This is a genomic window from Anabaena sp. 90 (genome assembly GCF_000312705.1).
Taxonomy (GTDB): Bacteria; Cyanobacteriota; Cyanobacteriia; order Cyanobacteriales; family Nostocaceae; genus Dolichospermum; species Dolichospermum lemmermannii.
The window spans coordinates 2,092,034-2,116,501 of the sequence record NC_019427.1 but is presented as its reverse complement, the minus strand read 5'-3'; the positions used below and the strand labels follow the sequence as shown (position 1 = coordinate 2,116,501).

The 24,468-nt window shown below is 38.4% G+C and carries 23 protein-coding genes and 1 pseudogene; 15 read left to right on the top strand and 9 right to left on the bottom strand.

All coding sequences use genetic code 11. From position 1 onward, the window contains the following. Positions 1-69: 69 nt before the first annotated feature. The 3 genes from larB (at position 70) to argH (ending at position 2,965) form a co-directional block, all read left to right on the top strand. Positions 70-858 (top strand): nickel pincer cofactor biosynthesis protein LarB, encoded by a 789-nt coding sequence (gene larB, locus ANA_RS09390; protein WP_015079836.1) that lies wholly within the window; start codon positions 70-72, stop codon positions 856-858. Positions 859-861: 3 nt separating this feature from the next. Further along, a complete protein-coding gene (locus tag ANA_RS09385) occupies positions 862-1,134 on the top strand; it encodes a hypothetical protein (RefSeq protein WP_015079835.1) in 273 nt (90 codons plus the stop codon). Positions 1,135-1,576: 442 nt separating this feature from the next. Further along, entirely contained in the window at positions 1,577-2,965 is a 1,389-nt protein-coding gene (argH, locus tag ANA_RS09380) for an argininosuccinate lyase (RefSeq protein ID WP_015079834.1), read from the top strand. Here the strand turns inward: argH and ANA_RS27530 are convergent. The 7 genes from ANA_RS27530 to ANA_RS26845 all read right to left on the bottom strand — a co-directional run bounded on the left by ANA_RS27530 (position 2,952) and on the right by ANA_RS26845 (position 8,797). Continuing rightward, complete coding sequence (locus ANA_RS27530) at positions 2,952-3,098, bottom strand: hypothetical protein (RefSeq protein ID WP_168652175.1); 147 nt, start codon at positions 3,096-3,098, stop codon at positions 2,952-2,954. The two genes, argH and ANA_RS27530, sit on opposite strands and share 14 nt — an antisense overlap. Further along, positions 3,088-3,246, bottom strand: coding sequence for a hypothetical protein (locus tag ANA_RS27525; RefSeq protein WP_235082000.1), 159 nt, complete (start codon positions 3,244-3,246; stop codon positions 3,088-3,090). The genes ANA_RS27530 and ANA_RS27525 overlap by 11 nt, the downstream gene beginning before the upstream one ends. 97 nt (positions 3,247-3,343) lie before the next feature. After that, complete coding sequence (locus ANA_RS27030; RefSeq protein ID WP_015079833.1) at positions 3,344-3,514, bottom strand: hypothetical protein; 171 nt, start codon at positions 3,512-3,514, stop codon at positions 3,344-3,346. A gap of 370 nt (positions 3,515-3,884) precedes the next feature. Continuing rightward, entirely contained in the window at positions 3,885-6,041 is a 2,157-nt protein-coding gene (locus ANA_RS09375) for a polyribonucleotide nucleotidyltransferase (RefSeq protein ID WP_015079832.1), read from the bottom strand. 765 nt (positions 6,042-6,806) lie between these two features. Beyond that, positions 6,807-7,487 (bottom strand): Uma2 family endonuclease, encoded by a 681-nt coding sequence (locus ANA_RS09370; RefSeq protein WP_015079831.1) that lies wholly within the window; start codon positions 7,485-7,487, stop codon positions 6,807-6,809. Positions 7,488-8,106: 619 nt separating this feature from the next. Further along, positions 8,107-8,292, bottom strand: a complete 186-nt coding sequence (locus tag ANA_RS09365) for a hypothetical protein (protein WP_015079830.1) — start codon at positions 8,290-8,292, stop codon at positions 8,107-8,109. Between the two features lie 121 nt (positions 8,293-8,413). Further along, positions 8,414-8,797 (bottom strand): hypothetical protein, encoded by a 384-nt coding sequence (locus ANA_RS26845; protein ID WP_162471195.1) that lies wholly within the window; start codon positions 8,795-8,797, stop codon positions 8,414-8,416. A 5-nt stretch (positions 8,798-8,802) separates the two neighbouring features. Here ANA_RS26845 and ANA_RS09355 point away from each other — a divergent pair. The 4 genes and pseudogenes from ANA_RS09355 to ANA_RS09340 all read left to right on the top strand — a co-directional run. Then, positions 8,803-10,866 (top strand): annotated as a pseudogene (locus ANA_RS09355) (DEAD/DEAH box helicase); the annotation flags it as partial. Positions 10,867-10,873: 7 nt separating this feature from the next. Continuing rightward, positions 10,874-11,824 (top strand): DUF4351 domain-containing protein, encoded by a 951-nt coding sequence (locus ANA_RS09350; protein ID WP_015079827.1) that lies wholly within the window; start codon positions 10,874-10,876, stop codon positions 11,822-11,824. Positions 11,825-11,827: 3 nt separating this feature from the next. Continuing rightward, positions 11,828-12,661 (top strand): SWIM zinc finger family protein, encoded by an 834-nt coding sequence (locus tag ANA_RS09345; protein ID WP_015079826.1) that lies wholly within the window; start codon positions 11,828-11,830, stop codon positions 12,659-12,661. Next, positions 12,648-13,064 carry a type II toxin-antitoxin system VapC family toxin gene (locus tag ANA_RS09340; protein ID WP_015079825.1) on the top strand — a complete coding sequence of 139 codons (417 nt, stop codon included), beginning with the start codon at positions 12,648-12,650 and terminating at the stop codon, positions 13,062-13,064. The genes ANA_RS09345 and ANA_RS09340 overlap by 14 nt, the downstream gene beginning before the upstream one ends. A 2-nt stretch (positions 13,065-13,066) precedes the next feature. Here ANA_RS09340 and ANA_RS09335 read toward each other — a convergent pair whose 3' ends face one another. Together ANA_RS09335 and ANA_RS09330 are read right to left on the bottom strand one after the other, a co-directional pair. Beyond that, entirely contained in the window at positions 13,067-13,744 is a 678-nt protein-coding gene (locus ANA_RS09335; protein WP_015079824.1) for a response regulator transcription factor, read from the bottom strand. A gap of 10 nt (positions 13,745-13,754) precedes the next feature. After that, entirely contained in the window at positions 13,755-14,909 is a 1,155-nt protein-coding gene (locus ANA_RS09330) for a sensor histidine kinase (RefSeq protein ID WP_015079823.1), read from the bottom strand. A gap of 475 nt (positions 14,910-15,384) precedes the next feature. Between ANA_RS09330 and kdpA the strand changes: the two genes are divergently transcribed. The 8 genes from kdpA to ANA_RS09295 all read left to right on the top strand — a co-directional run bounded on the left by kdpA (position 15,385) and on the right by ANA_RS09295 (position 24,429). Then, positions 15,385-17,079, top strand: coding sequence for a potassium-transporting ATPase subunit KdpA (gene kdpA, locus ANA_RS09325; RefSeq protein WP_015079822.1), 1,695 nt, complete (start codon positions 15,385-15,387; stop codon positions 17,077-17,079). A gap of 98 nt (positions 17,080-17,177) precedes the next feature. Continuing rightward, a complete protein-coding gene (gene kdpB / locus ANA_RS09320; RefSeq protein WP_015079821.1) occupies positions 17,178-19,244 on the top strand; it encodes a potassium-transporting ATPase subunit KdpB in 2,067 nt (688 codons plus the stop codon). Positions 19,245-19,247: 3 nt separating this feature from the next. Then, complete coding sequence (gene kdpF, locus ANA_RS28490; RefSeq protein ID WP_015079820.1) at positions 19,248-19,451, top strand: K(+)-transporting ATPase subunit F; 204 nt, start codon at positions 19,248-19,250, stop codon at positions 19,449-19,451. 101 nt (positions 19,452-19,552) lie between these two features. Continuing rightward, positions 19,553-20,164: a K(+)-transporting ATPase subunit C gene (kdpC, locus tag ANA_RS09315; protein WP_015079819.1), complete on the top strand. Its 612-nt coding sequence runs from the start codon at positions 19,553-19,555 to the stop codon at positions 20,162-20,164. 14 nt (positions 20,165-20,178) lie between these two features. Continuing rightward, a complete protein-coding gene (locus ANA_RS09310) occupies positions 20,179-21,300 on the top strand; it encodes a sensor protein KdpD (RefSeq protein ID WP_015079818.1) in 1,122 nt (373 codons plus the stop codon). 306 nt (positions 21,301-21,606) lie between these two features. Beyond that, positions 21,607-22,137: a universal stress protein gene (locus tag ANA_RS09305; RefSeq protein ID WP_015079817.1), complete on the top strand. Its 531-nt coding sequence runs from the start codon at positions 21,607-21,609 to the stop codon at positions 22,135-22,137. A 188-nt stretch (positions 22,138-22,325) separates the two neighbouring features. Then, on the top strand, positions 22,326-22,838 hold the full coding sequence (gene hoxE / locus ANA_RS09300; RefSeq protein WP_015079816.1) for a bidirectional hydrogenase complex protein HoxE: 513 nt from the start codon (positions 22,326-22,328) through the stop codon (positions 22,836-22,838). After that, positions 22,825-24,429 (top strand): NuoF family protein, encoded by a 1,605-nt coding sequence (locus ANA_RS09295; protein ID WP_015079815.1) that lies wholly within the window; start codon positions 22,825-22,827, stop codon positions 24,427-24,429. Before hoxE ends, ANA_RS09295 begins: the two co-directional genes overlap by 14 nt. The last annotated feature ends 39 nt before the right edge of the window (positions 24,430-24,468 follow it).

Here is a 24,468-nt window from a genome sequence, read left to right as displayed (position 1 = left end):
TAAATTGATGTTTGTGTATATCAAGCGCATATCAAGGATAATTATATTCACTTAAAATCTAAAATTGCTGTGACACAACCCGAAAATTTGCGATCGCTCTTAGAATCCGTCGCCAATGGTACAATTAGCCCAGAGATAGCCTTTGACTCCCTCAAAAACTTACAATATGAATCTGTAGGTGAGTTTGCTAAAATAGACAACCATCGTCAATTAAGAACAGGTTTCCCGGAAGTAATTTGGGGACCTGGTAAAACACCGGAACAAATTGCTCAAATTATGGAAGTCATGCGCCACCGCACTTCCGTAGTCATGGCTACCCGCATTGAGCCAAAAGTATATTCTGCATTGCAAAAAAAAGTTAGAGGTATCCAATATTACGAACAAGCCCGAATTTGTGCCATTGTTCCTCCGGTGATTGAAGTCAGATTTCCTGGACAAATCGGGATTCTCTCCGCTGGTACTGCTGATTTAGCCGTCGCCGAAGAAGCCGCTGTCACTGCGGAACTTTCGGGTTTTTCTGTACAGCGTCTTTGGGATGTGGGTGTAGCCGGAATTCACCGTTTATTAAGTAACCGTCACCTGCTAGAATCATCATCAGTATTAATTGTGGTAGCGGGCATGGAAGGGGCTTTACCCAGTGTGGTAGCAGGTTTGACGGATTGTCCAGTGATTGCTGTTCCTACCAGTATTGGTTATGGTGCAAGTTTTTCCGGTTTAGCACCTTTATTAACAATGCTCAATTCTTGCGCTGCTGGTATAGGTGTGGTCAATATAGATAATGGCTTTGGTGCAGCGGTTTTAGCGGGACAAATTTTAAGAACTTCAGAAAAATTACGCTTGGCAGCAGAAAAATATTAAAGTATGACCGTAAAAACTGCGTATAATTACGATATTTATCTCATGGAACACCTTAACGACTCACTATTTCTCATCTTGGGAAATTTGGACTTTCATATCAATTTTACTGTTAGTAATTACACAGACTACTTTATATATGGTCTTGTAAAAGAGACAGACATTTTGGGTCAAATCCAAGGTGCTTGGAATCACTTTGTCAAAACTGGGCAAATTTGGGCGATGGTTATTGGTTTTGTCATTGGCTATATGTTTAAAGGTTTAACCAGTTACAGTTAAATTTATGGTCAGGAACAAGGAATAGAGTTGAAAGTCTTTTGGTATCTGATTTTTTTTGATCAGTATCTGTTTTAAACTACTTGACAACTGCTATATTCTAGGTTTTAGATTTTGGATTAATCATGATTCAAAATCGGCGTTGCTGATTAAGAGTATGATTTTATTGGGCTTCGCCCCGCTTCGCTAACACGCAGAGGTGATCCAGTCTCAGAGAGTAAGAGTTTCATTTTTTTGATTTTTCAATTTCATACCTCAATTCAGCAACGCCCAAAATCAATACCTTGTCCATTTTCTGCTTTGTTGGGTTAAGCGACAGCGCAACCCAAGGCTCATGTTGGGTTTCATGTTTCAACCCAACCTACAAATCAAGGCTTTTTCCAATTTGGACAAGGTATTGAAAATCTAACATCTAAAAATAATTTCTGCCTCTCCCTTCAGATTTATGACCGAAAAACAAACTTGGAGTCAGCGGTTTGAGTCCGCGCTGCATCCGGCGATCGCTCGTTTCAATGCAAGTATCAGTTTTGACATTGAACTTATCGAATATGACATTACTGGTTCTCAAGCCCATGCCAAAATGTTGGCTCATACAGGTATAATTTCCCACGAAGAAGGGGAAGCACTGTTTAACGGTTTAGAACGAGTTCGTCAAGAATATCGTCAAGGGCAATTCCAACCCGGTGTTGATGCCGAAGATGTGCATTTTGCCGTAGAAAAGCGCCTTACGGAAATTGTCGGAGATGTAGGTAAAAAACTTCACACCGCCCGTTCTCGCAATGACCAAGTAGGTACAGATACTCGATTATACCTCCGCGATCAAATTCAACAAATTCGCCAGCAATTACGGGACTTTCAGACAGTCTTAGTTGATATAGCCGAAAAAAATGTCGAAACTCTGATTCCTGGCTATACCCACCTACAACGCGCCCAACCAGTAAGTTTAGCGCACCATTTACTGGCATACTTCCAAATGGCACAACGGGATTGGGAACGCTTGGAAGACGTTTGTAAACGAGTGAATATCTCCCCCTTGGGTTGTGGTGCTTTAGCGGGAACAACTTTTCCTATTGACCGCCACTATACAGCCAATTTATTACATTTTGACAATGTTTATGCTAACAGCTTGGACGGAGTGAGCGATCGGGACTTTGCCATAGAATTCCTCTGTGCTGCTAGTATCATCATGGTTCACCTCAGCCGTCTGTCCGAAGAAGTGATTCTGTGGGCATCTGAAGAATTTCGCTTCGTCACCCTCAAAGATAGCTGTGCCACAGGTTCTAGCATTATGCCCCAAAAGAAAAACCCCGACGTACCCGAATTAGTGCGCGGCAAAACCGGGCGAGTATTTGGTCATCTGCAAGCCATGTTAGTAATTATGAAGGGTTTACCCCTGGCTTATAACAAAGACCTCCAAGAAGACAAAGAAGGCATATTTGACAGCGTGAACACAGTCAAAGCCTGTTTAGAAGCAATGACAATTTTACTGCAAGAAGGTTTAGAATTTCGTCATCAGCGATTAGCAACAGCAGTTACAGAAGACTTTGCTAACGCTACCGATGTCGCAGATTATCTGGCAGCGCGGGGTGTACCCTTCCGCGAAGCTTATAACATTGTGGGCAAAGTCGTCAAAACCAGTATTGCCGCTGGTAAACTACTCAAAGATTTGCAGCTAGAAGAATGGCAACAAATCCATCCCGCATTTGCTGCTGATATTTATGAAGCCATAACCCCACGTCAAGTAGTTGCAGCCCGCAACAGCTACGGAGGCACAGGCTTTGTCCAAGTTAGACAAGCTCTTCTCAACGCCCGGACTCAACTCATTGTGAAATAATTTCTAAGTTAGGAAACAGGGAACAGGGAACAGGGGAGAAATTCAATTCTTTCTTCCAACTGACAACTGACAACTGTACGGGCGAAGCATTTGGAGAACTATTTTTGGCAATGACCGATAATTTATCTTCCAACTGACAACTGACAACTGTACGGGCGAAGCATTTGGAGAACTATTTTTGGCAATGACCGATAATTTATCTTCCAACTGACAACTGACAACTGTACGGGCGAAGCATTTGGAGAACTATTTTTGGCAATGACCGATAATTTATCTTCCAAATGCTTCGCCCCTACTGACCACTGACAACAAATAAGGGTGTACTCGTGTACACCCTAAAAATTCAGAATATGAAAGAGTAAAATTTAACCAGACGTACTAATCAGCAGCGTCCATTGCTGCTGCGCCTGTGTCTTCCTCTTCACTCTTGGGCGGTCTTTGTTGGAATCTTCTGCCCATTCTACCTGTGGTGGTACGTTTACGAAACTTTCTGGCGTAGGCCTGGTTTCGTAGCGCCTTTTCTTTTTTCGGGTTACGGCGCTTTGCCATATTCACCTCATTAATAAACAACAAAAAATTGGCATCTAGGCATTACTTAGGCCATATTAGCTACCGATATTATTGATATACTTTTTTAGCCTAGTGCAGCAATCAATACACTTTAAATAGCATACCATTATATCGCACTAAAAAGTCTAATGTCAACCAGAATTTAGCGATCGCAAACTCCTAGGGGCGTAAGGACTGCGCCATCATATCATCAGGGTGAGGAGGAAAATTCTATTTTAACAACCCAATTAAATTTAATTTTTTATACTTAAATAATAAAGAATTCGACAGCGATGCCTACTAGCAAGGCATCGCGGATTTTAGATTTGCGATTCATCTGTAATCTAAAATCTAAAATCCAACCAGCGATTTAATGGTTTACGGCTGCTGCTTCCCGTGCTGCTGCTGCTTGATCTGGGTGAATACCCAAGCGTGTGAGGTTAATTCGTCCCTTATTGTCAATTTCTCGCACTTTGACAATCACCTCATCACCAACAGCTACTTCATCTTCAACCTTGCCAACGCGATAGTCAGCAAGCTGAGAAATGTGAATCATGCCTTCTTTACCGGGCAAGAACTCCACAAAAGCACCAATGGGTATAACTCGTGTCACACGACCGATGTAAACGTCCCCTTCATGGAGTTTACGAGTCATGCCTTGAACGATATTCCGCGCTCTCTTAGCTCGGTTTTCATCAACTGCGGAAATGGTGACAGTACCATCATCTTGGATGTCAATTTTTGCACCAGTTTCTTCAGTGATCCCCTTGATGGTTTTCCCTCCAGGTCCAATGACTAGACCAATCATGTCAGGATCAATCTTGATGGTCAACAGACGTGGGGCATAGGGTGAAGTTTCTTCCCTGTGTGTGTCAATAGTCTGGAGCATTTTTTCCAGAATATGTAACCGGGCAGGTTTGGCTTGGTTGACAGCTTGGGCAATTACCTCTAAAGGCAACCCAGATATTTTCATATCCATTTGCAAAGCGGTAATCCCAGTATCTGTACCGGCAACTTTGAAGTCCATATCACCTAAAAAGTCTTCAATGCCTTGAATGTCGGTAAGGATTCGCACTTCGTCCCCTTCCTTAATCAAGCCCATTGCCGCACCACTCACAGGTTTAGTAATTGGTACACCGGCATCCATGAGGGATAGGCTAGAACCACAAACTGAACCCATTGAAGTCGAACCATTGGAAGAAAGAACTTCTGATACTACGCGAATTACGTAGGGAAATTTTTCCTTGGATGGTAGTACAGGTAATAATGCCCGTTCTGCTAATGCACCATGTCCGATTTCTCGTCTCCCAGGGGCGCGTAATGGTTTGGTTTCGCCGACGGAGAAGGGAGGGAAGTTATAGTGATGCAGGTAACGTTTGGTTTGTTCTAGTTGCAAGTCATCGTTGAGGTTTTGGGCATCTCCGGGAGTCCCAAGGGTACACATTGATAGTACCTGAGTCAGTCCCCGATTGAATAAACCGCTACCATGAACTCGTTTGGGTATTATGCCAACTCGACAAGATATAGGGCGGACTTCATCAAGTTTGCGACCATCTACGCGGACATTATCTTCGACAATTTGACGGCGCATGAAGTATTTAGTAATACTTTTGAATGTATTGCCAAGAGCTTTAGAGTTTGCTGTAGCAGCAATGCGAATGGGGTCTTCTTCTGGTAAAGCTTTGATTTCATCAGCAATACTATCTTCAACTGCGTCCAAAGCAATATCACGATCAGTTTTAGTTAACTCAAATTGCGCTAAGATTTTTTTAATCTCATTACTAGCGCGATCGCGGATATAGTTTTCTAATGTCTGATCTGGTTCTGGTGGTGCTTCTTGCACCAGTTTTAGACCTAATTCATCCAGTAAATCTAACTGGGCCTGAATTAAATCCCGAACTGCTTCGTAGCCAAAATCAATCGCCTCAATAATATCTCGCTCTGGCAATTGATTTGCACCCGCTTCCACCATGATTACCCCATCTGGTGAACCGGCGACGACTAAATCCAAATCTCCCGCTGCAATTTCTGCGTAGGTAGGGTTAATAATAAAATCATCCCCCACTAAGCCTACTCGCACTGCGGCCATGGGTCCATTAAAAGGAATTTGGGCAATGAGGGTAGCAATTGAAGCACCTGTTACTGCTAACACATCAGGAGGGACTTGCTCATCCATTGACATAGTTATTGCCATAACTTGCAAGTCATCCCGCAACCATGAAGGGAATAAAGGACGGAGTGGACGGTCAATCAGCCGACTGGTAAGAATTGACTTTTCCGGTGGACGACCTTCTCGGCGCATAATTCCCCCAGGAATTCTTCCCGCTGCGTACAATCTTTCTTCGTAATCTACGGTCAGTGGCAAAAAATCAATGCCTTCCCGCGCTGCTGACCTTGTAGCCGTTACTAAAACAGTTGTATCTCCTGATTGTATCAAAACCGACCCACCTGCTTGGGGGGCTAGTAGGCCAACCGTCAGTCGAATATCCCGTCCATCAAAGGATATTGACTTTTCAAATTCTGCCATTCAGTTTTTTTTCCTTCTCTTACGCGATTCTCACTCTGTGGCAATCCTAACATTTATGCAGTCTAGACGGCTTCTGTAATGAACAAACATACAACAAAATTCTCTAAGTTAGCTGTACAACGGGCTTCATATCTGGGTTTGTGTTCTAAGTTATCTTTTTGCTGAACGATTTAATAATATTTTATCAATCAATTAAGAGGCAAGTAACTGCATCGTAATTACCCCTGTCATTAAAAAGGAATTTTCGGAATTGAATAATTAAATATTTTTGTCAGAATCAGGATGTCCAGGATTTAAGGATTTACAGGATTTTTCTTTGGATTTGGATTTTCGGAATTGAATAATTAAATATTTTTGTCTGAATCAGGATATCCAGGATTTAAGGATGTACAGGATCTTTGTTTGGATTTGGATTTTCGGAATTGAATAATTAAATATTTTTGTCTGAATCAGGATATCCAGGATTTAAGGATGTACAGGATTTTTGTTGGGATTTAGATTTTTATGATTGGCAGATTCGCAGGACATAGGATTGCTGAATAAAATATTTGATGGTGAAAGTAATGTAATCCTATTCATGCTTAATAAGATATTTTTATCATCATTCACAGAATTGTCATATCCACAGAATTTGGTGATTATTAAAAATATTTAATCTCTTCATCCTGTAAATCCTTAAATCGGTGGATATCCTGATTCAGACATTTTCATCATTGGTTTATTAAAGCTGTTGTTGGGTTGCGCTGTCGCTTAACCCAACCTACATTAAATTGTATCAGGATCTATATTTAACTCCCGCAGTTTTGCTGCTAAACGTTCTGATTTTTTCGCTTCTTTTTCTGCGGTTTCTTCAGGTGTGGGAACTAGCTCTCCTGCTGGTGTAAAATACCGTAATAGTCCTTGATAAATTCCTAAATATAAACCTAGCTGACGACTCCACAAATATCCTTGCTGATTTTGTTCTAAAGGTTGATATTCTCCGTCTACTAAATGAAAACCTGCAAATTCTAGTGTATAAGGGTCGAACCAAAAATAATCTGGTGTGCGGAAGGTATTTTGATAAAGTTCTTTTTTATATTCTCTATCTGTATTAGCTGTAGTTGGTGAGAGAATTTCTAAAATGAAATTAGGATATTTACCATCTTCTTCCCAAACTACCCAACTTTTGCGAGTTTTGCGTTCTGTTCCTAAGACGACAAAGAAATCTGGACCTCGGAAATATTCAGATTTTTTCTGATTAGGACTATAGTAAATGGTGAGATTTCCCGCAGCATAGAAATCATTTCTATCTTTCCATAACCATTCTAGACATTTGAAAAGTAGAATTATTTGTCTTAGATGTAGTTCTGTTTCCACGGTCGGTTCATCACTATATAAATCACTTGGGGGAAATATTACATCTTGGGAGATGTTTTCTTGACATTCTAATTCTTGAGTAATCATCATGATATGATACCAAGTAGTTATTTGTTGATTATAGCATTATGTAGGTTGAGTTGAGAAAACCCAATATTATATTATTCTTTTGTGGGGCTGCGCTGTTGCTTAACCCAACCTACATGACTTTGATGATTTGAATAATTAAATATTTTTGTCTGAATCAGGATGTCCAGGATTAAAGGATTTACAGGATTTTTGTTGGGATTTGGATTTTGATGATTTGAATAATTAAATATTTTTGTCAGAATCAGGATGTCCAGGATTTAAGGATGTACAGGATTTTTGTATGAATTTGGATTTTGATGATTTGAATAATTAAATATTTTTGTCAGAATCAGGATGTCCAGGATTTAAGGATGTACAGGATTTTTGTTGGGATTTGGATTTTGATGATTTGAATAATTAAATATTTTTGTCAGAATCAGGATGTCCAGGATTTAAGGATGTACAGGATTTTTGTTGGGATTTGGATTTTGATGATTTGAATAATTAAATAATTGTGTGTTTCTCAAAGATAGTTCATTCATAAAACAATTGAATTCCATATATCCTGATATGGATACGCCACGCTATCAGGCTTTGTTATCATGATTGACAGAATTGGTAGATTAATAGAATTTGGTGATCATTGAAAATATTTAATCTCTTCATCCTGTAAATCCTTAAATCCTGGGTATCCTGATTCAGACAATAAATATTTAATCTCTTGATCCTGTAAATCCTTAAATCCTGGGTATCCTGATTCAGACAATAAATATTTAATCTCTTCATCCTGTAAATCCTTAAATCCTGGATATCCTGATTCAGACAATAAATATTTAATCTCTTCATCCTGTAAATCCTTTAATCCTGGATATCCTGATTCTGATATTTTTATTATATCTTTTGTTGGGTTGCGCTGTCGCTTAACCCAACCTACATGACTGACATTTTCACGGCTTAATTAAAGATTCCTCAGACTGACGATATTTAGCAATTAATTTACGTCTTTTTAGGGGTGGATAAACCAGCATAGAAAGTGCGGGTAAACTTGTTCCAGTTAGTGCAAATAGGATGTAGGGATTGGTTAATCTAGCTATATAAAGAATTCCTAAGCTGTTTCCTAATCCTGCTGTGAGTAAATACAGTACAAATTCAGACCGTTTCCATTCTTTAAACTGATAAAAATCATCATATAAAACAGAATGAACCCCTCCAACAGCCCCAAGGACTATTACAATTGCTATAAAAAGCGTTGCAATAAAATAACCCATCAATAAATTAATTACTGGACCAATTATAAAAGCAATTGTAAAACCAATTACTGCACCAATCAATGCACCAAGAAACATTTTTGCGAGGTTTGGGTTTAGCTTCTCGATTGTATCCGATAATTACCCCTAGTTTAGAAACCGCATCTCCCGAATTTTGTCACCTTACCCCCATGGAAGCTTATGAATTTATCAAAGCTGTAACTTGGAAATTTGAAGATAGTGGTTTAGGCGTAATTTTACCTCCTAGTTTAGCAAATCGGGAAGGGTGGGCAAATCGTTTAGGGTTAAAAATTAGTGCCGAAACTCCTCAACAAAAATCAGGACGTTTGGGTTTACAAAGTTTATTAAATTTTCAATGGCATTTGGCAATTGGTGGACAAACAATCTCTAAAGTTCAGTTTGATAAACTGGTAAAATTAAATAGTCCTTTAGTCGAAATTAATGGTGAATGGGTAGAATTGCGTCCCCAAGATATTAAAACTGCCCAAACTTTTTTTAGTTCCCGTAAAGAACAAATGTCTCTTTCCTTAGAAGATGCTTTACGCATTAGTAAAGGAGATACTCAAGTAATTGAAAAATTACCTGTTGTCAGTTTTGAAGCTTCTGGTGCATTGGAAGAATTAATAGGGGCATTAACTAATAATCAAGAAATTCAACCTTTAACTACACCTAAAATTTTTCGAGGAGAATTACGTCCTTATCAAGAAAGAGGTGCGGGTTGGTTAGCATTCTTAGAACGTTGGGGTTTAGGTGCTTGTCTTGCAGACGATATGGGATTAGGAAAAACCGTCCAATTTATCGCTTTTCTACTTCATCTTAAAGAAGAAAATGTTCTAGAAAAACCAACTTTATTAGTTTGTCCTACTTCTGTTATGGGCAATTGGCAAAAAGAAGTCAAAAAATTTGCTCCTACTCTTAAAGTTTTAGAATATCACGGTGATAAACGCCCTAAAGGTAAAGCATTTACAGAAGCAGTTAATAAACACGATATAGTAATTACTAGCTATGCACTGATTCACCGCGATATTAAGTTATTGAAAGTAATTGAATGGCAAATAATTGTTTTAGACGAAGCCCAAAATATCAAGAATTCCGAAGCAAAACAATCACAAGCAGTTCGGCAATTAGAAACCACATTTCGGATTGCTTTAACAGGAACACCTGTAGAAAATAGATTACAAGAATTATGGTCTATTTTAGATTTTCTTAATCCTGGATATTTAGGGAATAAACAATTTTTCCAAAGACGGTTTGCTATGCCGATTGAAAAGTATGGTGATACTGCTTCTTTAAATCAATTACGTTCTTTAGTTCAACCTTTTATTCTGCGACGGTTAAAAAGTGATAAGGACATTATTCAAGACTTGCCAGATAAGCAAGAAATGACGGTTTTTTGTGGCTTAACTTCCGAACAAGCTACACTATATCAACAATTAGTAGATGAATCTTTAGTAGCAATTGAATCTGCGGAAGGTTTACAACGTCGGGGGATGATTTTAGGATTATTAGTGAAGCTAAAACAGATATGTAATCATCCTTCTCAATATTTAAAATTAGCAACTTTAGAAAAACATCATTCAGCTAAATTACAACGACTAGAGGAAATGTTAGATGAAGTTTTAGTAGAAGAAGACCGCGCTTTAATTTTCACACAATTTGCTGAATGGGGTAAATTGCTAAAACCTTATTTAGAAAAGAAATTAGGACGGGAAATATTCTTTTTATATGGTAGTACCAGCAAAAAACAAAGAGAAGAAATGATTGATAGATTCCAACATGACCCCCAAGGACCACCAATTATGATTTTATCGTTAAAAGCTGGTGGTGTGGGCTTAAATTTAACTAGGGCAAATCATGTATTTCACTTTGATAGATGGTGGAATCCCGCAGTGGAAAATCAAGCCACAGACAGAGTATTTAGAATTGGTCAAACTCGCAATGTCCAAGTTCATAAATTTGTCTGTACTGGGACTTTAGAAGAAAAAATTAATGATATGATAGAAAGTAAAAAACAACTCGCAGAACAAGTAGTAGGTGCAGGAGAAGATTGGTTAACGGAAATGGATACAGACCAACTTCGCAACTTATTAATATTAGATCGGAATGCAGTCATCGAAGAAGATGAAGTTTAAGGAAGATATGACAGAAAACATAGACCATGACCGGTTATTCAAAGAACTAATATCAACTTTTTTCATAGAATTTATAGAATTATTCTTTCCTCAAGTTCTCGAATATATAGACACTGAATCAATTATATTCTTAGACAAGGAAATATTTACTGATGTTACCGCAGGAGACAAATATGAAACCGACCTGATAGCCAAAGTTAAATTTTTAGGTCAACCTTCTTATTTTGTGATTCATATTGAAGCCGAATCAGGTGCAAGATCGAAATTTAATCAAAGAATGTTTCGTTATTTTGCCAGATTAGATGAAAAATTAGACTTACCAATATATCCCATAGTTATATTTTCCTACGACTCACCCAAAACCGTAGCCGTGAATAACTATCAAATCAACTTTCCTGATTTTCAAGTGCTAAAATTTAATTATCAAGTAGTGCAACTGAATCAACTCAACTGGCGAGACTTTTTAGCCCGTCAAAATCCGGTTGCATCAGCTTTGATGTCAAAAATGAGCATAGTGCCAGAAGATAGGCCAAAAGTCAAAGCAGAATGTTTAAGGTTATTAGTCACCTTAAAATTAAATCCAGCCAAAATGCAATTAATATCAGGTTTCATTGACACATATTTGAGATTGAATAAAATAGAAGAAGAGAAATTTCAAACAGAAATAGGTACATTAATCAAAGAAGAAAAGGAGGAAGTTATGCAAATTGTCACCAGTTGGATGGAAGAAGGAATTGAACGAGGAATTGAACGAGGAATTGAACGAGGAATTGAACGAGGAATTGAACGAGAAAAAAATTTAATTCTCCGTTTAATTAATAGGAAGTTTGGACAAATTGATCGAGAATTAGAAACTGAAATTAGAAGTTTAAATATAGAAATCATTGAGACTTTGGGAGAAGCAATATTTGATTTAGATACTGTGGAAGATTTGCAAAATTGGTTAGATAATCTTTAATATATGAGTAACGAAACCTTACAAGCAAGTCGGGAATGGTGGTCACAAAGATGGCTCGATTTACTGGATTCTTACCGATTTAAAAAGCGCTTAGAACGGGCAAGAAATTATTCTCGACAAGGAAATGTTTTGAGTATTAGATTTAAAGCTGCGAAAGTATTAGCTAGAGTCCAAGGTAGTGAAGCAGAACCTTATAAAGTTTCTTTATCTCTTGATGCTTTTAGTGAGGAAGAATGGGGTTATGTGGTGGAAACAATGTCTCAAAAGGCGATTTTTGCGGCTAAGTTATTAGCGGGGGAAATGCCACAAAATATTGAAGAAGTTTTTATCAGTAATGGTTTATCATTGTTTCCCTTTACTCTGACTGATGTTCACAGTAAATGTTCTTGTCCTGATAAAGCCGTTCCTTGTAAACATATAGGTGCAGTATATTATCAATTAGGCGATCGCTTTAGTGAAGATCCATTTGTATTATTTCAATTACGTGGACGCACCAAAGAGCAAATTATCAGCGATTTACGTCAATTACGCAGCACTAAAAATGTAGAAACAATTCAGGAAATATCGGCAATTCAACCAGAAGTTTCTGAACATCAATATCCCGTTAAAATAGATGATTTTTGGCAATATAATCAGCCGTTAGAATCGTCTTTAGTAGTTATTTCACCTGCTGTTAGTGAAACAGTATTAGATGTATTAGGGACAATTCCCTTAGCGAAAGATGAGGGAAATACAACTAATTTACCTGCTAGTGAATTGGTGATGAAATATTTAAAAGCCATTTATCAAGATGTGAGTCAAAAGGCATTTGTAGCAGCGATGAATGTGGGACAATAAGCAGGGGAAACGCACTAATATTATTGCAGCAATTTTCAGAAATAATCCAAAAATTATTATTAAATTAGACAAATTACGTACTCAAGGAGAAAAAGTTTTTATCAGTGGAATGACTTACTATGAAATTCAACGGGGATTTCTAGCTGTCAAAGCTACGAGAAAGTTAATCAACTTAGAAAATTTAGGCAATGAATACAAGGTATTACTATTAGATGATATGGCTATATTTCAAAAAGCTGCGGAAATCTATGCTGATTTGAAACAAAGAGGTTTACCAATTCAAGAAGCCGATATATTTATAGCAGCTACAGCTATTATCCACAATTTAATTTTAGTTTCCCATGATTCTGATTTATTAAGAATTAAAGAATTGCAATTAGAAGATTGGTTGCAAGAGGAATAAAATTAAATTAAATCATTTTTAATCAACCGTTTTTGTAAAGCCACAACAACAGCCTGAGAGCGATCGCTCACTTCTAGTTTATGTAAGATAGTATGGACGTGAACCCGCACTGTTCCCGGTGTAATATAAAGTGCCAGAGCAATTTCTTGATTAGTTTTTCCCGCTGCCAATAGTAATAAAATTTCTTGTTCTCTTTGTGTTAGTTTATGAGTAGGCTTTGAGCTATTTTCTGATTCAAAATGGTGATGATCTGATGCAAAGGTAGAACGAATTTCCCTAGTTGCAGTTTCATCCCACCAAGATGCCCCAGATGCGACGGAATACAGAGCCAATACCAATTTTTCAGCCGCAACACCTTTAAGACAATAACCTTGAGCGCCCACTTCAATTAACCGCGTAATCAGAGATTTTTGGGAATGGGAAGTGAGGACTAAAACTGGCAAATTAGGATATTTTTGTTTAATTTGATAACAGGCTTCAATCCCGCCAATTCCTGGTAATCCTACATCTAAAATAACGACATCAAGAGGGTGCTGGTTGACTAACTCAATGGCTGTTTCACCATCTTCCGCTTCCGCGATAATCTCCAAACCAGTTTCTTGCTGCAATCGCACACGCAAGCCCAAACGGAAAAGTTCATCATCCTCAACTAGGAGGATTTTTATGGGGGTAGAAGACATCTGATGTTATTTAAGATTGAAATGGCAAAACAGGGAGCTTGAAGGCAAAAATAGCGCCATTGGGAACTCTGTTTTCTGCCCATATTATACCGTTATGAGCTTCAATAATTTGCCGAGATAAATAAAGTCCTAATCCCGAACCTTTAGCTTGGCGTTGGCAAAGCTCACCGCGATAGCGTTCGCGGAGCGTCCCGGAGGGAACTAGCGCTCCGTAGGAATCGCTATTTCCTTGGTAAAATCGTTCAAATAAGTGGGAAAACTGTTCAGGTTGGATACCTGCACCTGTATCTAAAATTTTGACAACTTGATAGGAAGTTTGCGGTTCTAAGACAATTTCGACATGATCACCGCGTCGAGAATGGTTAATAGCATTAATCAGCAAATTGCTAAAAACTCGTTGCAGTTGCAAAGCATCACCGCGCACCCAAAGAGAGCGTTTCCAATCAGAATCACCATAGTTTAATGATAGATGAATGCGACGATTTGCTGCTAATTCAATTAAAGTAGCCGTTGCTGTTTCTGCTAAGATACTTAAATCCACAGGAGCTAAATCTAGTTTTAAGCCTTCTGTATCATTGCGATAAACATCTAACAAAGTTTCTAATAAATCAAGGGAAGTTTCATGGCTGCGTGCCATTGTTGCTAGAACTTTCTGTTGGGTTGGTAAAACTGCACCAAATTTTTCTTTTTGAAAGGCTTTAATAGTTTCAACTGCTCCTAAAAGTGGCGTTTTTAAATCGTGAGTAAGTGTGGAAGCAAAATCTTCTCTTAGTCTCACTAATTGGGCTTGGGATTCGAGTTTAGTTTGAGTGAGGGCAATGGCTTTTTGAGATTTTCGTAATCGCTGACTTAAAAATCCGGTGACTATCAAAGCTATTGCAGCAATTACTCGACTGGCAACAGTAGAAGCTCGAATTGATTCACCTCCAGGTATCCACGCATTTAACATAGTTAGAAAAACAGCAAGAAATGTTGCGCCTATTGTTGCCATTCCCCCAAACCAAGAATTGACTAATAAAATTGCTCCACTGTAGAGATATCCAAAAACATAATCATTGGGGGTGGAATATTCTAAAACTGCTAGAAAGATAAATATAGTGACAATTAGTAATATTTTACTAAGACGTAAGTTATTGTTTATTAATTTATTTTTTAAAGATGCCATTTACTAACTTACCTTTTCTCAACTTATATAACTATAACAATTATCAAGGCTCAGATCCCCGACTTCTTAAAGAAGTCAGAGATCTTGATGGGATCTTGTTTACTAGCGTTTAGATTTCCTCTAAACTTTACTAAACACTGATATATATCTTTGGGTAGACACACAAATAGAAAAATAAACGATTTTTATATCCTTGTACTCCTTGTTTTTATTGCCACAATAATTGATGATATAAATTAATCATCTCAAGATTACTATCTAAATCAGGATTTTTAGGATGAAATAATTAACAAAAATGATACTGAAAGTAAGCATTTAGCCGTCAGCTATTAGGAAGAATTGAATTGATAAGCATTCTGAATATTAATTACTGATGTCAGCCTCCCCCCACTTGAAAACCCGTAAAATCTGTTTTTAGCTGACTGCTTAATACTGAAAAGCCATAACAACTTTCTTTGAGGAGATTTTATAATTCATGTTACAAGGTTGGATACAAATTGCATTAACATTAATCATTGTCATTGCCACCACTCCTTTATTAGGGAGATATATCGCTTGCGTTTTTCTAGGAGAAAGCACACTGCTTGACTCTGTGTTAAATCCCATAGAAAGAATAATTTTTGTTTTAATTGGAGTTCGTCCTCAAGATGAAATGACAGGTTGGCAATATGCCAAAGCTGTACTTTACAGTAATATCGTTATGGGGATTTTGGTATTTACTATTTTGATAACTCAAGCATGGCTACCATTCAATCCGACAGGGTTAGGTACACCAACTTGGGATACAGCATTACACACGACTTTTTCTTTTCTGACTAATACAGATCAACAACATTATTCTGGAGAAACAACCTTGAGTTATGCCAGTCAAACATTCGCTTTGAGTTTTTTGATGTTCGTTTCATCAGCGACCGGTTTGTCGGTAGGAATTGCCTTTATTCGGGGCTTAACTGGCAGAACATTGGGTAACTTTTATATTGACATCACCAAGTCAATTACGCGGATTTTGTTGCCCATGTCAATCATTATGGGATTGTTATTGATCATGGCTGGTGTGCCTGAAACCCTTGCCGGAGTGGCAACAGCGACAACATTAGAAGGTGCTACTCAAGCGATCGCTCGCGGACCAGTTGCCCACATGGAAGCGATTAAACAAATTGGTGAGAACGGTGGTGGTTTTTTTGCTATTAACTCAGCACATCCCTTTGAAAATCCCAGTGGTTTTTCTAACTTATTGCAAACCTGGGGCATGATTTCTATCCCCACAGCACTAATTTACACCTATGGCGTATTTGCTAACAATCTCAAACAGGCATGGTTAGCATTTTGGATGGTATTTACTATCTTTACCATCTTGTGGATTGTGACTACAATTGGTGAGTATCAAGGAAATCCCTTAGTTAATTCTCTTTTAGGATCACAACAACCCAATTTAGAAGGAAAAGAAGTAAGATTTGGTTGGGCGCAAAGTTCATTATTTGCAACTATTACCACCGGGACAATGTGTGGTGCTGTTAACGCACTTCTCGACTCATTTATGCCCCCAGGTGGATTTGTATTTCTCTTTAATTTATTCTTGCAAATCGTTTGGGGAGGCCAAGGAACTGGGACAGCCTATTTATTTATCTACTATATTTTAGCAGTGTTTTTAACCGGCTTAATGGTAGGACGGACTCCAGAATTTTTAGGTCGCAAAATAGAGAAAAAAGAAATCGTTCTGTCCAGCGTTGTTTTATTAGTTCACCCCTTCGCCATTCTCATTCCTTGGGCAATAGTTTTTGCTTTTCCCGATGCACTTTCAGGTATTAGTAACCCAGGCTTTCATGGCGTTTCTCAAGTAGTTTATGAATATGCTTCCGCAGCCGCAAATAACGGTTCTGGCTTTGAAGGACTAGCTGATAGTCAACCAGCAGCAACAGGACTTTGGTGGAATCTCAGTGCTAGTTTCAGTATTCTCGCAGGACGTTATATTCCCATTATTGCCTTGTTGCTATTAGCAGATAGTATGTCCAACAAACAACCAGTTCCTATGACTGCCGGTACTCTCAGAACCGACACTGGTTTATTCACTGGAGTTACAGGAGGAGTAATTTTAATTCTTGGGGCGCTGACTTTCTTTCCTGTATTAGTTTTAGGTCCAATTGCAGAATGGTTTTTAATTTCCAAATAAACTTATGACTTACACAAAATATGTTTCAATCTTTTATTTCTCTGCGTCCTCTGTGCCTCTGTGGTTCGTCCCTGACATTTTTGAATAACTAAACATCCATGAAAACTACAAAAACTCGACAAGAACGAAAACATACTCCCAAAGTTAAAAATACTGGAATTTATACTAGAGCATTTAAACAAGCATTTGTCAAATTAGACCCACGCAATATGCTAAAAAATCCAGTTATGTTTTTGGTATGGGTGGGGACGATTGTTACAGCTTTAGTAACTATTGAACCAAATCTTTTTGGGATTACTCCTGATAATAATCCGCGACTTTTTAACGGTCTAATTACCATAATTCTGTTCTTGACTCTTATTTTTGCAAATTTCGCCGAAGCGGTAGCAGAAGGACGAGGAAAAGCGCAAGCTGACTCATTACGGGCGACAAAATCCGATGTTGTAGCCCGAAAACTTCTCCCTGACGGTTCTATTCAAGAAGTTAATTCTGCTACTTTGCGTCGTGGTGATCAAATTAAAGTTATCGCTGGTGATGTTATCCCCGCAGACGGAGAAGTAATTGCTGGTGTGGCTTCTGTAGATGAATCTGCTATTACTGGAGAATCTGCGCCAGTTTTAAAACAACCAGGAACTGATATTGCTAGTTCTGTAACGGGAGGAACGCGCATTAATTCTGATGAACTAACTATTAGGGTAACATCAGATCCAGGTCAAGGTTTTATTGATAGAATGATTGCTTTAGTAGAAGGGGCTTCTCGCACTAAAACCCCCAATGAAATTGCCTTAACTGTACTTTTGGCAGTGCTAACTCAAGTTTTTTTAGTGGTAATTGTCACGCTACCAACAGTGTCAGTTTATGTTAAATCACCTGTGAGTATTGCGGTATTAATTGCCTTATTAGTGGCGTTAATTCCTACTACAATTGGCGGATTATTGAGTGCAATTGGCATTGCCGGGATGGATAGAGTGGCTCAATTTAATGTCATAGCCACATCTGGAAGGGCTGTAGAAGCCTGTGGAGATATTAACACTTTGGTTTTAGACAAAACGGGAACAATTACATTAGGAAACCGCATGGCGGAAGAATTTATTCCTGTTAAAGGTCATTCTCTCAATGAAGTTGCCCAAATTTCCTTGGCATCCAGTATTTTTGATGAAACTCCCGAAGGAAAATCAATTGTTAAATTAGCCGAATCATTAGGAGCAAAATTGAGTTTTAATCCCACAACTGCGGCAGGAATTGAATTTTCAGCAAAAACGCGTATGAGTGGCATTGATTTACCGAATGGCGTAGAAATTCGCAAAGGGGCTGTAGATGCAATTAAAGGATTTGTGCGTTCTCGAAATGGACAATTAACCGCAGAACTTAATACGGCTTATGAGCGAGTTTCTAAATTAGGGGGAACACCATTAGCAGTTTGTAAAAATGATGATATTTATGGTGTAATTTATCTTAAAGATATTATTAAACCGGGGATTAAAGAACGATTTGATCAAATGCGAAGAATGGGAATTAAAACTGTGATGCTGACAGGAGATAACCGTCTCACTGCTTCTGTAATTGCCGAAGAAGCTGGTGTAGATGACTTTATTGCTGAAGCAACTCCAGAGGACAAAATTGAAGTAATTCGCAGCGAACAAGCACAAGGAAAATTAGTCGCTATGACTGGAGATGGTACTAATGATGCCCCAGCTTTAGCACAAGCGAATGTTGGTGTAGCAATGAATTCTGGTACACAAGCTGCAAAGGAAGCTGCTAATATGGTAGACCTGGATTCTGACCCGACAAAATTAATTGATATTGTCACTATTGGTAAACAATTACTAATTACCCGTGGGGCTTTAACAACTTTTTCTCTCGCTAATGATGTCGCTAAATACTTCGCAATTATTCCAGCAATTTTCCCTGGGATTGGGGTAAATGGTTTAAATATTATGGGTTTGGCAAGTACCCAATCAGCAGTTTTATCAGCTTTGATTTACAACGCTTTGATTATTCCGGCTTTAATTCCCTTAGCATTAACTGGGGTGAAATTTCGTCCTCTCACTGCTAACCAACTTTTGCAACGGAACATCTTTATTTACGGATTAGGTGGCGTAATAGCTCCTTTTATTGCTATCAAAATTATTGACGTTTTCATTGTATCTATAGGATTAGCTTAATCAATGACAATTTCTAAAGGTCATCGTGTTCCTCTGGGTCTGTTTTTACTACTTTGCTTGAATTTATTATTAGCACCAGCAGTTCAAGCAGCGACTTCGGTAGCAGAATCGCGTTTTTCGGCTTATACGATTACTTTGTTGGGGCTTGTTACTCTGTGTCTTTGTGTTTATTTGTTTGTGGTGATTTTTCAGCCTGAGAGGTTTTAATATGAACCATATTTTTTATTTCGCGCAGAGACGCTAAGGAGCAAAGGCGCAAAGGAAGAAATATATTTTGTTGTGGTTTTTTAAATTAGGGAGGTTTGAATATGAGTCAGAGACATCAAGTTAGTAAGGCGATTCGTTCGACTTTGGTTTTGTGGGTGATAACGGCTTTTATTTATCCGTTATTTATGTTGATTTCGGGACAAGTTGTTTTTTCTGATCAGGCTAATGGTAGTTTAATTAAAAATTCTCAAGGTGTGATTATTGGTTCAGCTTTAATTGGTCAACCTTTTGCCAGTGAAAAGTATTTTTGGGGTCGTCCTAGCACTACTAATTACAGCACAGCAGACCCTAAAAAGGATGAAGTTGGTGTTTTGAAGACGGGGGTATCTGGTGCTAGTAATTTAGCTCCCAGTAATCCAGCATTACTAGAACGTATTAATGGGAATGAAGGTGAAATTCAGCGACTTAAAAAAGCGGGTATCCAACCTACTGCGGATTTAGTTTATACTTCTGGTTCGAGTCTTGATCCTCACATTACTCCTGAAAGTGCTAAGGTACAAATTGCCAGAGTAGCAAAAGCGCGAGGAGTTGAACCAAAGCAGTTGGAAACTTTAATTTCTCAAAACACTGATGGTCGTTTCTTGGGTATTTTTGGTGAACCGGGAGTAAATGTTTTAAAACTAAATCTAGCAGTGGATAAAATTAGTAAATAAGTAGGAATTTCTTCATGTTTAATCCCTCTACCCCTTCTCCTGACAGTTCTTATATTCGTCCTGCTCGACGCGGAAAGCATAAAATTTTCATTGGTATGGCTCCCGGTGTGGGGAAAACTTATAGAATGCTAGAGGAAGCACATCAACTTAAAAAAGATGGTATTGATGTTGTTATTGGCTTGTTAGAAACTCATGGACGCAAAGATACGGCGGTAAAAGCGATAGGATTGGAGGTAATTCCTAGAAAAGTCATTATTCACAAAAATATCAACCTTGAAGAAATGGACACAGAGGGAATTTTTAAACGCTCTCCCCAACTGGTTTTAGTTGATGAATTAGCGCATACAAATATCCCCGGTTCAGCTAGAGAAAAACGCTATCAAGATGTAGAATTAATTTTAGCAGAAGGTATAGATGTTTACTCTACTGTCAACATTCAACATCTAGAAAGTTTGAATGATTTGGTAGCTAGAATTACGGGTGTTGTGGTGAGAGAACGTATCCCTGATCTTCTCTTAGATGAAGCTGATGCTGTTGTTGTGATTGATGTGACTCCAGAAACTTTAGAAGAACGCTTACGGGAAGGTAAAATCTATACTCCTGATAAAATTGAGCAATCTTTAGAAAACTTTTTTCAACGTCGAAATCTGATTGCTTTGCGAGAATTAGCACTAAGAGAAGTCGCAGATACGGTTGAAGAAGAAGCAAATACTTCCATTTCTGCTGGGCAAATTTGTAATGTCCACGAACGAGTTTTAGTATGTGTATCTACTTATCCCAATTCGATTCAATTATTACGGCGTGGTGCGCGACTTGCTAATTATATGAATGCCAAACTTTATACTCTATTTATTGCAGATCCTGAACGTTTTCTCAGTAAGGAAGAAAGTTTACACATTGATACTTGTGAAAAACTATGTCTTGAATTCGCTGGTGAATTTCTCCATATTAAAAATCACAATGTTTCTCAAACAATTGCCCAAATTGCCGCAACTTATCATATCACTCAGATAGTTATTGGTGAAAGTCAGCAACCTCGATGGAAAAGATTTTTCAAACGCTCTTTTACACAACGCTTGCTGGAGTTAATCAGAAATCAAAACATAGATTTACATATTATCGCTACAGAGAAATAAATTTTAATATTTTTTAATCTATCTTCGATGAGATGCAATTTTTTTCTTTTTCGTCTAGTATAAATATCGAACATTAACTTAAATATCTATTCTCACCAGTTACCCAAATTCTTTGTGTATAGATGCAAGATATTGTAGTTATATGAAGTGTAAAATTTAATTACAAAACTATGCCATAAAAGGCTTTGACTCTTGACCCCTGTTGTATGATTGTTAGTGAATATTAAGGATGCTTTTACCAAATATTAACCTAAAAAGCCGAATATACTCATTATCATTAGTTAGCAAGCTAACATCGAGGTATATATGTTTAACAGAATTTTAGTCGCAGTAGATCGCTCAGAAATGAGCGTAAAAGTTTTTGAACAAGCTTTATCTTTAGCCAAGATCACATCTGCAAACTTAATGTTACTGCACGTTTTATCACAAGAAGAAGAAGGCAGTCCAGAGGCGCTGGTTTTCCCCAATATTGACTACTATCCCGGTTGGAATGAGCAAAGTTTTAAATTATACCAAGAGCATTGGGAAAAATTTAAAAATGAAGGCTTGCAAATGTTACAGTCATGGAGCGCTCAAGCTAATAAATCTGGTGTTAATACGGAATTTACACAAAATACTGGTAATCCAGGACGAATGATTTGTGAATTAGCCATTGACTGGAATGCTGACTTAATTATGATGGGACGACGGGGACGTTCTGGACTGACGGAATTTTTTCTCGGTAGTGTGAGTAATTATGTTTTACATCATGCACCCTGTTCAGTGCAGATTGTTCATGTTCCTATTAGTTCCCAAGCGGTAAATGTTACTTCAGCAGCTACTACATTTAGTAATTAATGCTAATTGAAGCTGCATAGAATCAGATTTCAAGAATTATTAACCGCAGATAAACGCAGATAAACACAGATAAAGAGGGATGAATATTTGTCGGGTGCGTCAGATATCAACAATCTGTTTATTTACAGGATTTATGCCTTCTGACGCACCCGACAACAGATTTTTAGTGTGACACTTGCGTGAAAAATATGAAAACATCAGTTCCACTTTCTTCAACTCATCCAAGTGGAGACAAGCGTTTAAAGATTTTAGACGCAACTATTAAGCGTAATCAATATCAACAAGATGCACTCATTGAAATTCTGCATCGGGCTTCTGAACTATTTGGTTATTTAGAACTGGATTTATTGCTTTACATTTCCCATAGTCTCAAGTTACCACCGAGTCGGGTTTATGGGGTAGCTACCTTCTATCATTTGTTTTCCCTAGCACCGAAAGGGGTTCATAATTGTGTGGTTTGTACGGGTACAGCTTGTTATGTTAAAGGCTCAACAGCGATCTTAACAAATGTGGAACAGTTTACGCAAATTCATGCAGGAGAAACTACTGCAAATGGTCAAATTTCTTTGATGACGGCTAGATGTTTGGGGGCTTGTGGAATTGCCCCTGCGGTAGTGTTTGATGGTGCTATTTTAGGTAATCAAACTCCAGAATCGGTTTGCGAAAAAGTGGGAGAATGGTGGCAAAATGGAACTAAATGAGTTATTAGAAATTGCCCAAACGGAACTTTCTCAACGGAAATCTGTGCAAGTTCGGTGTTGTACTGCTGCGGGTTGTCTCTCTTCTGATTCTCAAGCTGTGAAAGACAATCTCGAAGCATCTGTGAAAGCTGCGGGTTTACAAGATACTGTGCAAGTTTCTGGTGTGGGTTGTATGCGTCTGTGTTGTCACGGACCATTGGTACAGGTAGAAAACCAGGAAAATTCACTCATATCGAAGTTGTATCAAAAAGTTACCCCGGAAAATGCAGCCGAAATTATTGTGGGGGTAAATGGAAAAGTCACAAATTTACAACAGGGTGATTTAAATCAGCCATTTTTTAGCCGTCAATTGCCGATTGTTCTAGAAAACAGTGGTAAAATTGACCCGGAACGGATTCAAGCTTATATTGCGGCTGATGGTTATCAGGCCCTTTACCAAGTGCTACGGGAAATGAAACCTAGTCAGGTGGTAGAAACTATTACTAAAAGTGGTTTAAGGGGACGCGGTGGTGCTGGTTATCCCACTGGTTTAAAATGGGGAACAGTAGCAAAATCCGCCGGTGAGAGGAAGTTTGTAATTTGCAATGCTGATGAAGGTGATCCTGGTGCATTCATGGATAGGAGTGTATTGGAAAGTGATCCCCATCGAGTTTTGGAAGGGATGGCGATCGCTGCCTACTCTATCGGGGCAAATCAAGGCTATATTTATGTTAGGGCAGAATATCCTATTGCTATTCAACGGCTAGAAATTGCTATTCGTCAAGCCCAACACTTAGGGCTTTTGGGTTCACAAATCTTTGACTCTCCCTTTGATTTTAAAGTAGAAATTCGCATTGGTGCGGGTGCTTATGTCTGCGGTGAAGAAACGGCTTTAATGGCTTCCATTGAAGGTAAACGTGGTGTCCCTCATCCCCGGCCACCATACCCGGCTGAGTCCGGTTTATGGGGCTATCCGACGTTAATTAACAATGTGGAAACCTTTGCCAATATTGCGCCGATTATTCGTAAAGGTGCTGACTGGTTTGCTAATATCGGTATTGGTAAAAGCAAAGGCACAAAGGTATTTGCGTTAGCTGGAAACATCCGCAACACGGGTTTAATAGAAGTCCCAATGGGAACATCTTTACAAGAAATTGTCGAGGAAATGGGAGGAGGTGTTCCCGACAATGGTATTGCTAAAGCAGTACAAACCGGCGGTCCTTCAGGGGGATGTATTCCTGCGTCGGCTTTTGCTACACCTGTAGATTATGAATCCTTAACCGCCTTGGGTTCAATGATGGGTTCGGGGGGAATGATTGTCATGGATCAAACTACAAATATGGTAGATGTCGCTCGCTTTTTCATGGAATTTTGCATGGATGAATCTTGCGGTAAGTGCATTCCTTGTCGTGTAGGAACTGTGCAATTACACGGTTTATTAACAAAGATTAGTCAAGGAAAAGGTTCACTAGCTGATTTAGATTTATTGGAGGAACTTTGCGATATGGTAAAACACACAAGTTTATGTGGTTTAGGACAGTCTGCACCAAATCCAGTTTTTAGCACTTTGCGATATTTTCGAGATGAATATTTGGAATTAGTCAGTAGTTAGTGGTCAGTTGTCAGTCGTCAGTTGTCAGTTGTTACTGGT

Coding starts and splice junctions, on each gene's coding strand:
- kdpB (WP_015079821.1), top strand. CDS start 17,178: ATGAAAACTACAAAAACTCGACAAGAACGAAAACATACTCCCAAAGTT.
- ANA_RS09375 (WP_015079832.1), bottom strand. CDS start 6,041: ATGGCAGAATTTGAAAAGTCAATATCCTTTGATGGACGGGATATTCGA.
- argH (WP_015079834.1), top strand. CDS start 1,577: ATGACCGAAAAACAAACTTGGAGTCAGCGGTTTGAGTCCGCGCTGCAT.
- kdpC (WP_015079819.1), top strand. CDS start 19,553: ATGAGTCAGAGACATCAAGTTAGTAAGGCGATTCGTTCGACTTTGGTT.
- ANA_RS09385 (WP_015079835.1), top strand. CDS start 862: ATGACCGTAAAAACTGCGTATAATTACGATATTTATCTCATGGAACAC.
- ANA_RS27030 (WP_015079833.1), bottom strand. CDS start 3,514: ATGGCAAAGCGCCGTAACCCGAAAAAAGAAAAGGCGCTACGAAACCAG.
- ANA_RS09330 (WP_015079823.1), bottom strand. CDS start 14,909: ATGGCATCTTTAAAAAATAAATTAATAAACAATAACTTACGTCTTAGT.
- hoxE (WP_015079816.1), top strand. CDS start 22,326: ATGAAAACATCAGTTCCACTTTCTTCAACTCATCCAAGTGGAGACAAG.
- ANA_RS09335 (WP_015079824.1), bottom strand. CDS start 13,744: ATGTCTTCTACCCCCATAAAAATCCTCCTAGTTGAGGATGATGAACTT.
- ANA_RS09350 (WP_015079827.1), top strand. CDS start 10,874: ATGACAGAAAACATAGACCATGACCGGTTATTCAAAGAACTAATATCA.
- ANA_RS09370 (WP_015079831.1), bottom strand. CDS start 7,487: ATGATGATTACTCAAGAATTAGAATGTCAAGAAAACATCTCCCAAGAT.
- ANA_RS09340 (WP_015079825.1), top strand. CDS start 12,648: ATGTGGGACAATAAGCAGGGGAAACGCACTAATATTATTGCAGCAATT.
- ANA_RS09310 (WP_015079818.1), top strand. CDS start 20,179: ATGTTTAATCCCTCTACCCCTTCTCCTGACAGTTCTTATATTCGTCCT.
- kdpA (WP_015079822.1), top strand. CDS start 15,385: ATGTTACAAGGTTGGATACAAATTGCATTAACATTAATCATTGTCATT.
- kdpF (WP_015079820.1), top strand. CDS start 19,248: ATGACAATTTCTAAAGGTCATCGTGTTCCTCTGGGTCTGTTTTTACTA.
- ANA_RS09295 (WP_015079815.1), top strand. CDS start 22,825: ATGGAACTAAATGAGTTATTAGAAATTGCCCAAACGGAACTTTCTCAA.
- ANA_RS09345 (WP_015079826.1), top strand. CDS start 11,828: ATGAGTAACGAAACCTTACAAGCAAGTCGGGAATGGTGGTCACAAAGA.
- ANA_RS09305 (WP_015079817.1), top strand. CDS start 21,607: ATGTTTAACAGAATTTTAGTCGCAGTAGATCGCTCAGAAATGAGCGTA.